Annotated in this window: 16 protein-coding genes; 10 read left to right on the top strand and 6 right to left on the bottom strand. The window is 45.4% G+C overall.

Translation table 11 applies throughout. The features are described 5' to 3' along the window. Positions 1-59 precede the first annotated feature (59 nt). The 4 genes from MHB63_03255 (at position 60) to MHB63_03240 (ending at position 1,152) form a co-directional block, all read left to right on the top strand. Positions 60-203 (top strand): hypothetical protein, encoded by a 144-nt coding sequence (locus MHB63_03255; protein MEK3805605.1) that lies wholly within the window; start codon positions 60-62, stop codon positions 201-203. 45 nt (positions 204-248) lie between these two features. Further along, the gene (locus MHB63_03250) at positions 249-530 is read left to right on the top strand and encodes a hypothetical protein (GenBank protein ID MEK3805604.1); all 282 of its coding nucleotides are present in this window, start codon (positions 249-251) and stop codon (positions 528-530) included. A gap of 91 nt (positions 531-621) precedes the next feature. Continuing rightward, a complete protein-coding gene (locus MHB63_03245; protein ID MEK3805603.1) occupies positions 622-756 on the top strand; it encodes a YjcZ family sporulation protein in 135 nt (44 codons plus the stop codon). A 141-nt stretch (positions 757-897) separates the two neighbouring features. Further along, complete coding sequence (locus tag MHB63_03240) at positions 898-1,152, top strand: stage VI sporulation protein F (GenBank protein ID MEK3805602.1); 255 nt, start codon at positions 898-900, stop codon at positions 1,150-1,152. A 37-nt stretch (positions 1,153-1,189) separates the two neighbouring features. Here the strand turns inward: MHB63_03240 and MHB63_03235 are convergent, their stop codons facing one another. Then, entirely contained in the window at positions 1,190-3,448 is a 2,259-nt protein-coding gene (locus MHB63_03235; protein MEK3805601.1) for an ATP-dependent helicase, read from the bottom strand. A 154-nt stretch (positions 3,449-3,602) separates the two neighbouring features. Here MHB63_03235 and MHB63_03230 point away from each other — a divergent pair, with 154 nt between their 5' ends. Together MHB63_03230 and MHB63_03225 are read left to right on the top strand one after the other, a co-directional pair. Beyond that, positions 3,603-3,830, top strand: a complete 228-nt coding sequence (locus tag MHB63_03230; protein ID MEK3805600.1) for a hypothetical protein — start codon at positions 3,603-3,605, stop codon at positions 3,828-3,830. Between the two features lie 24 nt (positions 3,831-3,854). Next, positions 3,855-4,748, top strand: coding sequence for an MBL fold metallo-hydrolase (locus tag MHB63_03225; protein MEK3805599.1), 894 nt, complete (start codon positions 3,855-3,857; stop codon positions 4,746-4,748). On the opposite strand, the gene MHB63_03220 is transcribed toward MHB63_03225, so the two are convergent. The 5 genes from MHB63_03220 to MHB63_03200 form a co-directional block, all read right to left on the bottom strand. Next, positions 4,745-5,431: a DUF421 domain-containing protein gene (locus MHB63_03220; GenBank protein MEK3805598.1), complete on the bottom strand. Its 687-nt coding sequence runs from the start codon at positions 5,429-5,431 to the stop codon at positions 4,745-4,747. The genes MHB63_03225 and MHB63_03220 overlap by 4 nt on opposite strands. A gap of 407 nt (positions 5,432-5,838) precedes the next feature. Then, positions 5,839-6,267, bottom strand: coding sequence for a GNAT family N-acetyltransferase (locus MHB63_03215; protein MEK3805597.1), 429 nt, complete (start codon positions 6,265-6,267; stop codon positions 5,839-5,841). After that, complete coding sequence (locus MHB63_03210; GenBank protein ID MEK3805596.1) at positions 6,268-6,789, bottom strand: YjcG family protein; 522 nt, start codon at positions 6,787-6,789, stop codon at positions 6,268-6,270. A 72-nt stretch (positions 6,790-6,861) separates the two neighbouring features. Continuing rightward, positions 6,862-7,584 carry an esterase family protein gene (locus tag MHB63_03205; protein MEK3805595.1) on the bottom strand — a complete coding sequence of 241 codons (723 nt, stop codon included), beginning with the start codon at positions 7,582-7,584 and terminating at the stop codon, positions 6,862-6,864. A 104-nt stretch (positions 7,585-7,688) separates the two neighbouring features. Further along, positions 7,689-8,744 (bottom strand): hypothetical protein, encoded by a 1,056-nt coding sequence (locus MHB63_03200; protein ID MEK3805594.1) that lies wholly within the window; start codon positions 8,742-8,744, stop codon positions 7,689-7,691. Positions 8,745-8,900: 156 nt separating this feature from the next. Between MHB63_03200 and MHB63_03195 the strand changes: the two genes are divergently transcribed. The 4 genes from MHB63_03195 (at position 8,901) to MHB63_03180 (ending at position 13,352) form a co-directional block, all read left to right on the top strand. Then, a complete protein-coding gene (locus tag MHB63_03195; GenBank protein MEK3805593.1) occupies positions 8,901-9,791 on the top strand; it encodes a DMT family transporter in 891 nt (296 codons plus the stop codon). Positions 9,792-10,085: 294 nt separating this feature from the next. After that, positions 10,086-11,162: an FMNH2-dependent alkanesulfonate monooxygenase gene (gene ssuD / locus MHB63_03190; protein MEK3805592.1), complete on the top strand. Its 1,077-nt coding sequence runs from the start codon at positions 10,086-10,088 to the stop codon at positions 11,160-11,162. A 1-nt stretch (position 11,163) separates the two neighbouring features. Further along, on the top strand, positions 11,164-12,417 hold the full coding sequence (locus MHB63_03185) for an extracellular solute-binding protein (GenBank protein ID MEK3805591.1): 1,254 nt from the start codon (positions 11,164-11,166) through the stop codon (positions 12,415-12,417). A 59-nt stretch (positions 12,418-12,476) separates the two neighbouring features. Next, the gene (locus MHB63_03180) at positions 12,477-13,352 is read left to right on the top strand and encodes a sugar ABC transporter permease (GenBank protein ID MEK3805590.1); all 876 of its coding nucleotides are present in this window, start codon (positions 12,477-12,479) and stop codon (positions 13,350-13,352) included. Positions 13,353-13,362 lie beyond the last annotated feature (10 nt).

Below are 13,362 nucleotides of genomic sequence, written 5' to 3'. Positions count from 1 at the left end.
AGTCAAAGCCCTTTCTTCTGACATAATGTAGAAATAGGAACAGCAAAGGGAGGATCAGCATGATTTATAAAAAAAGCTCAAAAGCGCCAAAAGTAAACAGTGCCGTGTACCATGGCTCTTCCCAATACAGTCAGCAGCAATTAAGCGGCGGCAAAAAAGCAGGCTGCGGCTGCGGCAAGAAAAAAATTGTTGTAAAAGATTAATGGAAACAAATAAACGTCCCCTGATGCTCTCAGGGGGCTTTTATTTTGTCTATGATCTCTTGCGAACAGTGTATAGTCGGCGGGAATAGGCTGGGAGTAGAGGTGAAGGAAATGAGCAAGCTGAGCGGTGAATTTGAAAAGTTTATGGATAATCTGTACGGCCGTCATGATGACATCCAGAAAAAACACTCACAATGGATGGGACAAAAGGAAAAGGATCTTGGTTCCCTCGAGCGAACGGCTGATTCATTTGAGAAGCGGATGGAACAGATGGCAATCGATGCAGAAAGATGGATGTCAGATCAGGAAAAACGCCCTAAAAAGTAAATTTCCGCATATTGCCTGATGAATATGTCCAGCCATTCAAAGCTGTCTGACATATGATGTATAGACGAAAGGCAGAGGGAGGTGGCTAGATATGGGTTACGGATATTATGGCGGCTGTGGTTACGGCGGCGGTTACGGCGGTGGCGGCTACTACGGTTCAACATTTGTACTGATCGTAGTATTGTTCATCCTATTGATCATCGTAGGTGCTTCTTTCTACAACTAATTGAACAGCTTTAACTGAGCAGAAGGTACGGGCGCGAGTCCGTACTTTCCTCTTTTTACTGATTAAAACGATTATCAAAAAAGATAGGCACACACAAGAATCATTTTCATAGGATATATCATCATAAAGGAGGCAGCAAAAATGGATAATCACTTCTTTAAAAACCTTGAAAAGAAAACAGGTGTAAACATGAAGGAAGTTCTTGATCTTGCCAATTCCCTTCAAAACGCCAACTTCAAAGATGAAAATACAGTTCGAGGCGTCATCCGCCGTGTATCCCAAATTGCCAACAAGCCGGTTAATAAAGAAATGGAAGACAAAATTGTAAACAGCATCGTAAACGGCAAAGAAAAACTTGATTTCGGCACAATCTCAAAAATGATCAATAAGAAATAACGAAAAGACCTCTCGCGTGAGAGGTCTTTTTGCGTATTTAAGGAGTAATCAGCCCTCTGATAAACCTTGAAGGTATCGCTCTGCGCCCTCTTCTGTACTGGGGCACGGAAACGGCAAGAGACGTCCTCGCTCGTGTCATCGCTACATACATGAGCCTGCGTTCTTCTTCAATCGGCTTTTCATCCCCTTTTCGAAAGGCATCAAGGGCAAAGTCATGAGGCAGTCCGCCGTCAACGGCGCCTAAAATATAGACATGCTCATACTCAAGCCCCTTTGCACGGTGCACTGTCATAAGCTGAACCGCATGGGGATCCCGTTTTTGCCGCCACTCTTTTGACTTTGCGGTCATATGATCTGCATGTTCAAGAAGCTCTGCAATCGTCTCGAACTTCCCGGCAAGCACTCTGACATCCTTCAGGTCATCTGAGCCCTTTTCAATGGCGTTGCCTTCATTTCCCCGTTTTTTCAGGAAATCAGAAAAGCCCATTTCCTTTTCAATGACATCTATGGCAGCTGCCGGCCGCATCAGACGGAGCTTTTTAAACAGCGGAACAATTTTCTTGATTTTTGCTTTTTGAAACGGCTGCAGGGACTCAAGCTTGGCGAGGGCTTCTACAAAGGTGCAGTCATGTGTAATGGAAAAGGCTTTTAAGTCATTTAACGCGCTTTGTTTAATAAACAGCGCACTCATGACGTGAACGATCGCTGCCGAATCGTCGGGATTCAGTCCAAGCCGCAAATAGGCAAGGAGAGATTTGACCATTCTTCTTTCATAAAAAGACAGTCCCTCCTGTTCGATCGTAAACGGGATGCTTGACTGCGCAAGCCGTTCAAAAATGGCCCGTCCCGACGTGTGGGTCCGGTAAAGAACGGCAAACTCACCGGGCTTTGCCCCGCTTTCAAGCTTTTCCTTCATATCATTCACAACAAGCGTTGCCTCTTCTTCTTCATCAAATGGAAAGAAAAACAGGGGAGGTGTGTCGTTTTGATATTGCGCGTTCATCGCTTTTTGATGCCGCTGCTTATTTTTGGAGATAACGGAATTCGCGCTTGCGACGATCTCATGGCTTGAACGGTAATTCTCAGCCAGTGTCACGATTTTCGCCCCCGGAAAATCATGCTTGAAATTCAGAATGAAGGAGGGATCGCTTCCTCTGAACGCATAGATCGACTGATCATCATCCCCGACAACACAAAGCTGCTTTGTATGGGAAGAAAGCATCTTTAAAAGCTCATATTGCACAGGGTTAATATCCTGAAACTCATCGACGAGAAAATACTCAAACCTTGCCTGGTAGGCCTTAAGGATCTCCGGATTTTCTGAAAGAAGCTCATAGCATTTGATAAGCATGTCATCAAAATCGAATTGTCCCTGGGCACTTTTCATTTCTTCGTAGTTTTTATAAAGGGTCAGCACCTGTTCTTCAAATTCGTCAGCAGGCTTGATTTCGCCTGCTGTCAGGTAGGTGTTTTTCCAGTAGCTGATCTGCTGGAGCGCCTGGTCATAAGGGAATTCCTTCTCATTGAGACCTAATTCTCTGCCGGCCGTTTTAATGTACTGTTCTTTCTGCCAGTCCCATTTAATCAGATGCTGTCCATTCCATCTTTCTGGATCGCTGTGCATCAGAATCTTGTAAAAAATGCTGTGAAACGTTCCGCAAACAAGTCTTCCGGCACCATTTACGGCATGTTCGCTCAGCCGGTGCTTCATTTCCTGCGCAGCTTTGGACGTAAATGTGACGAGCATGATTGAGCCTGGGTCAATGCCCTGCTTTTCCATCATGTATAAAGCCCGTGTTGTCAGAACTCTTGTTTTGCCGCTGCCTGCCCCCGCAAGGACAAGAAGCGGTCCTTCTATTGTTGTTACAGCTTCAAGCTGGGTATCGTCCAGGCGTATTTCAAGGATGCTGTTTGCCGCTGATTGTTCTTTGATCTGAAGCGGTCTGTCCATCTTTGCAAGCTGATAAGATTTCCAGCCGGTTTCTTTTTTATCACTGTTCTCTGAAATGGACCTTCCAGCAGGCAGTCTGAAGCCGTTCATTTCCTTATAAACCGTCTCTTTGGATGCTGCTGACTCCTGAACCGCCTGACTGTACTGCTCGCACTGTTCGTGAACGGAATGATCCGCGTGAATAAAAGCGGGATCCTGTTTAATGCTCATCTGCATTTTCAACGGCTGGCCGCAGCATGCACAATGAAGTTTTCCGTGCAGGCTTGCTTCATATATCTGCTGATAGCGTTCTCTTGCAAGGTACGGGAGCTGAATGTATTCATCTTTATATTTTCCGCAAATCAATGAAAGTCCCCCCGATTCATTTATGTAAACATCTATTCTCATTTTAAAGTCACAAACCTTATCTTATCAAAAGGAGAGAAAACAAAAAAGGGGCAGGATAATTCGTTTTAAAGGACGAATGTATGGGAATAGTCTCTTAAAAGGGGTGATGATTATGAGTTTTGCAGTACCGCCAGTCCCTGAGCAGTATGTGCAGTATGCAAACCGCATGGTTAAACATCAGCAGGATTATGCAAAAGTACCGGGTGCAGCACGCATCAGTCTTTCCCTGTATTCAAGAGAAGAGTTAAAAGAAAAAGCCCGGCCGGAGGAAAAACGGACGGACCAAAAGGCTGTAAGCAAGGTGAGCGGAAAGGGACTGCTTTTCAGCGAATCCATTTAAAGAGAAGGAAAGAAGTTGAACGCGATGAAATTCATGCAGCTCAGCGAAACATGCTACTACTTTGAATCGCCGGTAAATATCGGGTATATAAAAAGCGGAGAGAGCGGTATGCTGATTGATGCCGGCCTAGATCGGCAAGCTGCAAAAAAGGTGATCAGCCACCTTGAAAAAAATACGCTGCCGATGACGCATCTCTTTATCACACATGCCCACGCCGATCATTACGGGGGAGCCTCATACATACAGGAACAATTGACTGTTCATACGTTTGCATCAAAAGAGGAAGCTGCGATCCTGCGGAATCCCGTTTTAGAACCGATTTATTTATTCCATGGCGCGATGCCGCTGCCTGAGCTGCGGAATAAATTTCTTGAAGGCCCGCCTATTGTCGTCGATGAAGAGGTGACAGAAGGGACTTTCCGGTTTGGGGACCGGTCATTTGAATGCATCGCTCTTCCTGGACACAGCCTCATGCAGATGGGCATTCTTTCGGATGGCATTCTTTATGCTGCAGACTCCTATTTTGGAGCAGAACAGCTCAAAAAGCACAAAATTCCGTACATCATTGATGCGGAGGATACGCTGCATTCCCTGCACAGGCTTTTGGAACTGGATGCTGCAGGTGCTGTTCCGGGGCATGGAACCTTTGAGGAATCGTTTCAAGATACGGTAAAAGTGAATATTTCCTATCATTTAAATGTTCTTGAATCACTTGTAAAAAAATTGACCCCATCAGGTATACCTTTTGATGAGGTCATTCAAAGCATGTGCGAAGAATATGATGTGGCTGCTGAAAAACTGTCTTCGTGGCTTTTATACCGCACGGCCATTACAGCGTATTTGACAAAACTGATGAAAGAAGAGAAAGCAGAACTCGAAATCAGGGATGCAAAGCTATTTGTGAGAAGCAAAAATTAGGAAGTCGGTTTGAATTTCTGGAGAAAAAGGCCGTCGCCTTCCAGCCACTCGGCATACAGAACTTCCCTGTATGCGGTAATGCTGCGGGCTGCAAGTTCTTTTTTCAGCCATTCCTCTGAAAAGCCGGCTTCATGGACATTATCAAGCAGCACCTCACCGTCAATGATCATCGTGAAGGGGAGAACTGCGCGTTCTACAGGCAGATTAAAATCACTCTTTGTAGGGGATTCAAACTGCTGCTTTTTCATAAGATTGATCGTCCCGTCCGTTTCCAGTACCGCATAAGCCACTTCTCTTATTGAAAATGCACCTCTTGCACGAAGCAAATGCTGAAGCTGGTTGATATCAAGCTTGCTCTTCTTAAGGGCTTCACGGTTAATTTCACCCTTGTGAATAACAATAGTAGGCCTTCCTTCAAGAAACGCCCTCGTTTTTTTCCACTTTTGCGTGATGATCTCAAGCAGATAGATAAGAACTCCCCACACCCCAATGGCAAACAGAATTTTCAGGATGCCAGTGTCATCATCAAAAACCGCATTTCCCACAAGCTCTCCAAGCACTAAGGCGGAGATAAAATCAAACGTTGTAATTTGGGTGATCTGCGTCTTCCCAAGCATTCGGGTCAAAAAAAACAGACCAAAAAACCCAATAACCAGATCCATGCCAGTATGTACAAATTCCATAGGATTAAAATGCAACAGATCCACGACTTCACCCGATTTCAATAGGAGATGCCATTAGCATGCGCATTTTTGGGGATATTCATGATTTTGTTTTGGGTGAATGGGGAGCTTGTGGGGTGCCATATAACCCTTTGGAATATCCGGTCTGACTGGAAAGGTCATAAACGGGAAAGAAATAACCCTTCAGCGCATCCGGTCCGGTGTGAGAAGTCATAAAGGGAGCAGGAATGACCTTTCAGCGCATCCGGTCCGGTGTGAGAAGTCATAAAGGGAGCAGGAATGACCTTTCAGCGCATCCTGTACAGTGTGAGAGGTCATAAAGGGAGCAGGAATGACCTTTCAGCGCATCCTGTACCCGTAAACCGCACAAAAATAAAAAAGCAGCGCATTGCTGCTTTTTTATCTGATCATTTTATTTCTTTCATCATCGTCACGTGAGGAATTCCCGCATCCAGGAAGGTTTCTTTGGAGATTGTGCGGTATCCGAGTCTTTCGTAAAACGCCTCTGCATGTGTCTGGGCGTTGAGTTTTAATGTCTGCATGTCCTTTGCAGCGGCAATTTCCTCAAGCTTTTCCATAATCATTTTGCCGGCGCCTTTTGAGCGGTATTCAGGGAGCACGCAGATCCGCTCCATTTTGCCGACGCCATTTAATATTCTGAAACGGCCTGCTCCAACGGGCTGATCGCCGTCGTATAGAACAACGTGGGAAGCTTCCCGTTCAAACTGGTCAATTTCTTCTTCTTCAGGGACTTGCTGTTCTTCTACAAATACTTTCGTCCGGACATCATATGCATCCTGAAGCTCTTCATCCGATTTTACAATGCGTACGTTCACTTAGAGGCCTTCCTTTCCAAGGAGAAATGTTTCAAAAACCGTCCATGATCCATTTTCCAGCTGATAGAGAAGGTGGAAACGGTCAACTGTTTCTTCGTGCTGAAAATCAGTCATCTTCAGACTGCCAAGCACGTCCGAATGTTCATCATCCGAGAGCTTCTGTCCGATTGTGATGTGAGGGACAAATGCATATTCCGGCTCAACATCAGAAAAATACTCATCATGAAGCGCATCATACAGGCTTAAGATCTGCTCTGTCGGTTCTACTTTTAAATAAATAACGTTGTTTACTGGAGAAAAGGAACTGAACTTTCGGATTGACAGAGTCACAGGCTGATGGTTCTGCGCAATCTGGCGCAGTTCTCTAGAAATATCGCGGATTCGCTCGTCTGTTGCTTCAAATGGCTGCTTCAGCGTCAAATGCGGCGGAATCAGTGCGTAATTCGGATCGTAGCGCTTTCTGTACGAATTGGCTGCATCCTGCAGTTTTTTTGATGGAAAAATGGCTATGCCGTATTTCATTTTAGTTCCCTCCCATGTATGAATATGTAAGTAAAGTATATCAAAATCAGCGGCCGAAGCCTATTAAAGCAACTAAAACATGAACTGAAGTATTTTTTTAATGGCCGGCTGCCAGTAAGTCCATTTGTGATCGCCTTCGAATTCTTCATACTGAACCGGAATGCCTCTGTCTTTCATGGTCTGATGCAGAGCTCTGTTCGGCTCAAGGAAATCCTGTACAGCGCCGTCTGTGGTCTTCACCTCTGTCTCGTTCACACCAATCTGGTGATACACTGACAGCAATTCAGGCGAGGAGCATTCCTTCACCATTTTGAGTACCGAATCATCCGAGTATGGTGACTGCATGATGACTTTTCCGAATGTGTGCGGATAGGTCAAAGCCGTCATAAAAGATACTGTGCCTGCAAGGGAATCACCAATGAGCGCACGTCCCGCACCCATTTGATAAGTTGGAAATTCCCGGTCTAAAAATGGGACGAGCTCATGTGCCAGAAAGCGGATGTAGGCCGCCTGCCGTCTGCCGTCAGGATGATATTTTTCCCTGCGGTCATGTACATCACGATAGGGAATGCCGACTATGATGACATTTTCCATTTTGCTGTCTGCGAGCAATTCCTCAGCCTGTCTCGAAATGCGCCCCAGTCTGAAATAATCCTGACCGTCCTGAGCGATCAGGAGGCTGTATTTATATAGAGGTGAATAATTTTTGGGCAAGTAAATGAGCAAGGTTATTTCTTCTTTTAATTCCTGCGAATACAGCAGCGTCTCCTGTACAATACCTGATTTGACTGTCATGTGTGATACCCCCAAAAGATGACGGACTAACATCCGAAAATAATGATTAAAACGCTTCCATCATTTTAACATGAACAGCGGGAAAATACCTGCATCTTGAGTCATTAGCTTACGGTTCGTCTCCTGATTTCACGGATAAATGACTCCGCCTCATCCGCATTAAGCAAAACGATCGTGACTTCTTTCTTAAAACCATACAGCAAATCCGCTGAAACAGGTTCTTTTAAACTGATTTTAACAGCGGGTTTCTCTTTCACGAGATCCTGGAGGCTTAAATCAAGAATCTGCCGCTCTTGTTCCTTCGGCCGTTTTTCGGGAAGATCATTCAGCCCTGCATCACTTATGAGCGCAAGCGGAATGCTGATTTTTCTTGAGATGCCTGCCTGCAGATACAGTGTGTCGTCTGACAGGTGATAAGGACACAATCGCACAGCCTGCATGTCTGCGAGAAGAAAAAGCACTCCATATAGATTTAGAATAAGCAATACCCACGATAGGACGGGGCTAAACGAGTGGAGAAAAAAATGTATCGCAGCCGTTTCCAGCACGATTGCATGAATCAGCATGAACGACAAAGCAACCGTGCTCGTTTTATGGTGGGCAGAAAAGAACGTTCCGCTCTGAACGGGCGCTTTTTTCTTCCATGAAAGAAGCGCGTAATAGAACAGGGAAGCTTCTGTTAAAAGGACGTCAGTCAATTTGTTCCGGGAAATATGATTGTAGGCAGCAGATTCTGCTTTCAGGTGAAAATAGGGAAGGCCGGCTGCTGACTGATAGTCTCTTCTAATGAGAGGAATCTTTCTTAATACAAGCACAAGAAGGAACAGCTCTGCAGCGATAAAGATTGATTCAAAAGCCAGAACGGCTGCAGGGAGAAGGGGCTGCGCTGCAAGCTGTTCTTCAGGCAGCACAAAATGGGCAAATAAATAGCCGGCTAAAACAACAGGTCCGATATAAGTCAGGGAATAGCGTTTTCTTAAAATGAAAAAGTAAGTTAAAAGGGGAATGACAACAAGTAGATCAAGAAGGGATCCGATCAGCGCACCATCAGGAACAGGCTGCACTATTGGAAGCCGGTATAGAGCCGCATTTGAAGCAAGAATCAGGGCCACAAGAAACAGATACAATCCCCATTTAGGCCTAGTCAGTGTTTGGTTCATATCCATCGCCGCCTTTCTATATAGGATAAATATACCATATAATAGTGTAATAAATTGGAAGAGTATGTGGATGAAATATGACAGATTTCAACGTGTCATATTTCCGGGGAGCAGCTCATACTCCTTAAAAGAAGACAAGCTCCGGGAGTGCTGAAGGTGAAAAAACCGTTCCAGTTTATTGCAAGTATCTATGCAGCCGTTTCTATTTCTTTTTGGGGCATCTCCTTTGTGTCTACAAAAGCTGTTCTCAGCCAGCTTGAGCCGTTCACGCTCCTTGTTGTCCGCTTTGGAATTGCTGCGGTCTTTTTGTTTTTTCTGCTGGTTCTTCTAAGACATCCGCTTAAGATGAGCCTGTCCCAAATGCCCGCCGTTTTCATTCTTGCCGTGCTTGGGATTTTTGTGCATCAGGTTATTCAGGCATCCGCCCTTCAGTCGATCGGGGCTTCTGAAGCAGGCTGGATTATTTCTTTTTCGCCGATTTTTACAGCTATCCTTGCTGCCTTCTTTTTAAAAGAGCGGTTTACGCTGTTTAAAGCGGCCGGTATGACGATTGCCATTCTAGGGGTGCTGCTGATTACGTCTTACAGGCAGGGCGGATCCATCGTGTTTCATGTGAACTTCGGTTATATCCTGATGATTTTAAGCACGTTAAACTGGGCGGTTTATTCGATTTTGATCAAAAAACTGGCGATACCGTATTCGGCTTTGACGGTCACCTTTTACACGAGCTTTTTCGGCTTTTTGATGACGCTCCCATTCTTCATCAGGGGAGAAGGCTGGAAGCAGATGTCCGCTCTGACAGGTGAAAACTGGACACATCTATTGTTTCTAGGGATTTTTGTATCAGCCGTAGCCTACTGGTTCTGGGGGAAGGCGCTGGAAGTCATGGAAGCAACGAAAGTATCATCCTTCCTTTACTTTGAGCCGCTTGCAACCGTCATTGCCGCCGTGCTCCTGTTGAATGAACCTGTTCTGATCGCAAGCGGTGCCGGGGGCATGCTGATCATTGCCGGTGTGATGCTTGTGAATTTTAAGAAAAAAGGTTAAAGGAATTTGTCATTTTTTGAAGAATGTATGTTAACAGGGAAAGCCTTTTTTCACCAATTTATGCAAAATAAATTGACAATCTTGTAAACTCTCACTATTATAAAAATTAATTCTGACTAAACTTATATGGATTGAGCTGATTGGAAAACCAAAGGCTCCCGCCCCATGTCTATTTGGGATGGGAGCCTTTTTAAAAAGGAAGCGGATCCATCTGACAGATCGTTTACTTTTTATACAGGCAGCTGAAATACAGCAGTGCATTTGAGCACAGGCAATTTACTTAGGAGGATATATATGGAAATATTCTGGTTTTTACCGACAGCAGGCGACAGCAGATACTTAGGAACAGATAAAGGCAAGAGGGAGGTCACCATTGAATATTTGCAGCAGGTGGCAAAAGCGGTTGATACGCTCGGGTTCAGCGGAGCCCTCCTGCCTACTGGAAAAGCATGTGAAGATTCTTGGGTCATCGCATCAAGTCTTATTCCTGTAACAGAACGGATGAAATTTCTCATTGCTCTGAGACCGGGCTTTACGCCTCCAACGATTGCAGCCCGGATGGCTTCTACTCTTGACCGGATTTCAGGGGGAAGACTTCTTTTGAATATCGTACAGGGAGGGGACCCTGTTGAACTGGCGGGAGACGGTCTTCATTTGAGCCATGACAAGCGTTATGAGCAGACAAAAGAATTTTTAACGGTGTGGAGAAGGCTTTTTGAAGAAGAATCGGTTGATTTTAAGGGAGAGTACTTTGACATCGCCGGCGGCGGCATCCACCATCCTCCGGTGCAAAAGCCTTATCCTCCCCTGTATCTAGGGGGAACCTCTCCTGCAGCTCATGAAGTTGCAGCTGAACACGTTGATTATTATTTAACGTGGGGAGAGCCGGTGGAGATTGTAAAAGAGCGAATTGACAAAGTCAGGGAGCTTGCCGCCAAAAAAGGACGCGAAGTGAAATTCGGCATCAGACTTCATGTAATCGTCAGAGAAACAGCTGAAGAAGCATGGAAAGCGGCAGACGAACTCATTCAGTATGTTGATGAAAGCGTAGTGGAAGCGCAAAGACAAAAATTTGCCCGCTTTGACTCTGTCGCCCAGCGCCGGATGACAGATTTGTCGCTGGACAACAAAAATGCGCTTGAAATCGCACCGGGACTCTGGGCAGGAATCGGCCTTGCGAGGGAAGGTGCGGGAACTGCGCTTGTCGGGGATCCGGACAGCGTGGCGGAAAATATGAAAAAATACGCTGAAGCAGGCGTAGACACATTCATTATGTCGGGGTATCCGCATCTGGAAGAAGCATACCGCACAGCGGAACTGCTGTTTCCAAAGCTGCCCCTGAAACATAAAACCATCAAACAGGAGGTATAAGATGAACAAAAAGCTCAGCAGCTTCTTAGCGGCAATTTTCGTAATGGTCCTTGCTTTAGCCGGATGCTCCTCAAATGAAACAGGAGGGAGCGGGAAAGACGGTGTGACAGAAATCAGCTTTATCCACTGGCGCGGGGAGGATGCTGAAGTTTTCAAAGAACTGATCAGCAAATTCGAAAAAGAGAATCCGAAAATCAAAGTGAACATGACAGTCTATCCATCTGAGGAATATCAGTCTACTGCACAGACGCTGCTCAGAGACGGTTCAACGGGAGATGTGTTTACTTCATTCCCGGGCTCTCAATTTGAAATTATTAAAAAAGCAGGCTTTTTCGCTGACCTTTCCAATGAGGAATTTGTTCAAAATTACAATGAAAACCTGATAGAATCAGGAAAGGCAGACGGCAAACAGCTTGCCGTTCCGCTGCAGCTTGTCTACAACCAGCCTGTCTATAATGCAGGTATTTTCGAAGAGCTCGGTCTTGAGCCTCCTAAAGACTGGGAAGGGTTTTTAGCTCTTTGCGAAACTCTTAAAGAAAATGGCTATACCCCTATCGCCTTCCCTGGAGCTGACATTGGTCCCGGACAGCTGATGAACAGCATGATGATGAACAATGCGCCGGACGAAGAGATTTTTGCTAATCTTATGGCCGGCGATGCGAAATTGACAGAAGAGTGGTGGGTCAAAACACTTTCTCAATTTAAAGAGCTGACGGATAAAGGCTATATTACAAAAGAAGCCCTCGGCACAAAGCATGACGGCGCCATTGCGCTGATGGCCCAGGAAAAAGCAGGAATGCTTGCAAGCGGATCATACGCTATGGCCGGCATTAAGCAGCAAAATCCGGACATCAAGCTTCAGCTTCTTGCCCCAATCACTGTTGCTGAAAATGAAGCGAAATACGAGGGTGTCCATACAACCACGTTCATGCTTGCAGTCAACAGCAAATCAGAAAAGCAGGATGCAGCAAAGAAATTCGTGAGTTTCCTTTCTGAATCAGAAAATGCAGGCGAGTATGCAAATAAAACAGGCCAGCACGTTACGCTTAAGGATGTCACGTATGAGTCTGAAGAACTGAAAGATACGGCTGTCTGGATGGAAAAAAACACACGGTTCCAGCCCCGCTTTCTAATTCCGAATGCAGATGTTGAAAAAGCGGTGATCGCGTCCATACAAGCTGTCATCGGCGGAACGGATCCTGAAAAAGCAGCTGCAGAAGCACAAAAAATCGTTGAGCAGAACTTAAGCAAGTAATCCGGAGAAGAGGGGGAAAGCCCCTCTTCTTCTCATCATGAAAGGAGGCCTTTTCATTGCTGAAACATAACAAATCACTGCTGTTCTTTCTGGCACCCGGCATTCTTGTGTACAGCATCTTTTTTATCTACCCGACACTGAGCGCCTTCTTTTACTCATTTACTAACTGGGACGGCATATCTCCTGATTTTGATTTCGTCGGAGTGACCAATTATATCAATCTGGCGACAAATGATTCTATTTTTGCAAAAGCACTTGGAAACAACGTGAAATTCATGCTGTTTGTCGTTGTCTTTCAAACGCTGTTTTCCCTTGTATTTGCCCTGTTCCTGATTAAAAACACAAGGACCAATGTTTTTTTCAGGGCGCTGTTCTTTTTTCCTACGATTCTATCCTCTGTTTCAGTCGCCTTTATCTGGTCGTTTATTTACGATCCAAACCTTGGGCTCCTTAAAACCATTCTTACAGGGCTGCAGCTTGATTTCCTGGCACAGAACTGGCTAGGTGATGAGAAAATCGCCATCTTTTCAATTGCTGTCGTGCAAGTATGGTTTCATACAGGACAGATGATTATCATTTTTGTTGCCGGTCTTCAGAGTATTCCTGCCGATCTTTACGAGGTGGCAAAAATAGAAGGGGCAAGCAGATGGCAGACGTTCAAAAAAGTCACATGGCCGCTTGTAGCTCCCGCAGCAACCATCGTTGTGGCCTACACAACGATCCAGTCCTTTAAGGCGTTCGATCTGATCTTTGCCATGACTCGGGGTGGTCCGAACTATTCAACGGAGATTATCGCAACCCTGATCTACACAACCGCATTCAGAAGCTTTAAATTCGGCTATGCATCAGCAGAATCAGTTATTTTTATGGCCGTTATTGCCCTGATTACGTTTGTGCAGTTTAAAGCATTGCGCGCAAACAGGGTCGACTACTGAGGAAAGGGTG

Origin of the sequence: Bacillus sp. FSL H8-0547 (genome assembly GCA_038002745.1) — a bacterium.
Taxonomy (GTDB): Bacteria; Bacillota; Bacilli; order Bacillales; family Bacillaceae; genus Bacillus_P.
This window is presented reverse-complemented; position numbering and strand designations above follow the sequence as displayed.

What these genes read in the sequence shown, in the direction of transcription:
- MHB63_03255 (MEK3805605.1), top strand. Translation starts at nt 60, where the DNA reads ATGATTTATAAAAAAAGCTCAAAAGCGCCAAAAGTAAACAGTGCCGTG.
- MHB63_03245 (MEK3805603.1), top strand. Translation starts at nt 622, where the DNA reads ATGGGTTACGGATATTATGGCGGCTGTGGTTACGGCGGCGGTTACGGC.
- MHB63_03240 (MEK3805602.1), top strand. Translation starts at nt 898, where the DNA reads ATGGATAATCACTTCTTTAAAAACCTTGAAAAGAAAACAGGTGTAAAC.
- MHB63_03230 (MEK3805600.1), top strand. Translation starts at nt 3,603, where the DNA reads ATGAGTTTTGCAGTACCGCCAGTCCCTGAGCAGTATGTGCAGTATGCA.
- MHB63_03225 (MEK3805599.1), top strand. Translation starts at nt 3,855, where the DNA reads ATGAAATTCATGCAGCTCAGCGAAACATGCTACTACTTTGAATCGCCG.
- MHB63_03220 (MEK3805598.1), bottom strand. Translation starts at nt 5,431, where the DNA reads ATGGAATTTGTACATACTGGCATGGATCTGGTTATTGGGTTTTTTGGT.
- MHB63_03210 (MEK3805596.1), bottom strand. Translation starts at nt 6,789, where the DNA reads ATGAAATACGGCATAGCCATTTTTCCATCAAAAAAACTGCAGGATGCA.
- MHB63_03205 (MEK3805595.1), bottom strand. Translation starts at nt 7,584, where the DNA reads ATGACAGTCAAATCAGGTATTGTACAGGAGACGCTGCTGTATTCGCAG.
- MHB63_03200 (MEK3805594.1), bottom strand. Translation starts at nt 8,744, where the DNA reads ATGAACCAAACACTGACTAGGCCTAAATGGGGATTGTATCTGTTTCTT.
- ssuD (MEK3805592.1), top strand. Translation starts at nt 10,086, where the DNA reads ATGGAAATATTCTGGTTTTTACCGACAGCAGGCGACAGCAGATACTTA.
- MHB63_03185 (MEK3805591.1), top strand. Translation starts at nt 11,164, where the DNA reads ATGAACAAAAAGCTCAGCAGCTTCTTAGCGGCAATTTTCGTAATGGTC.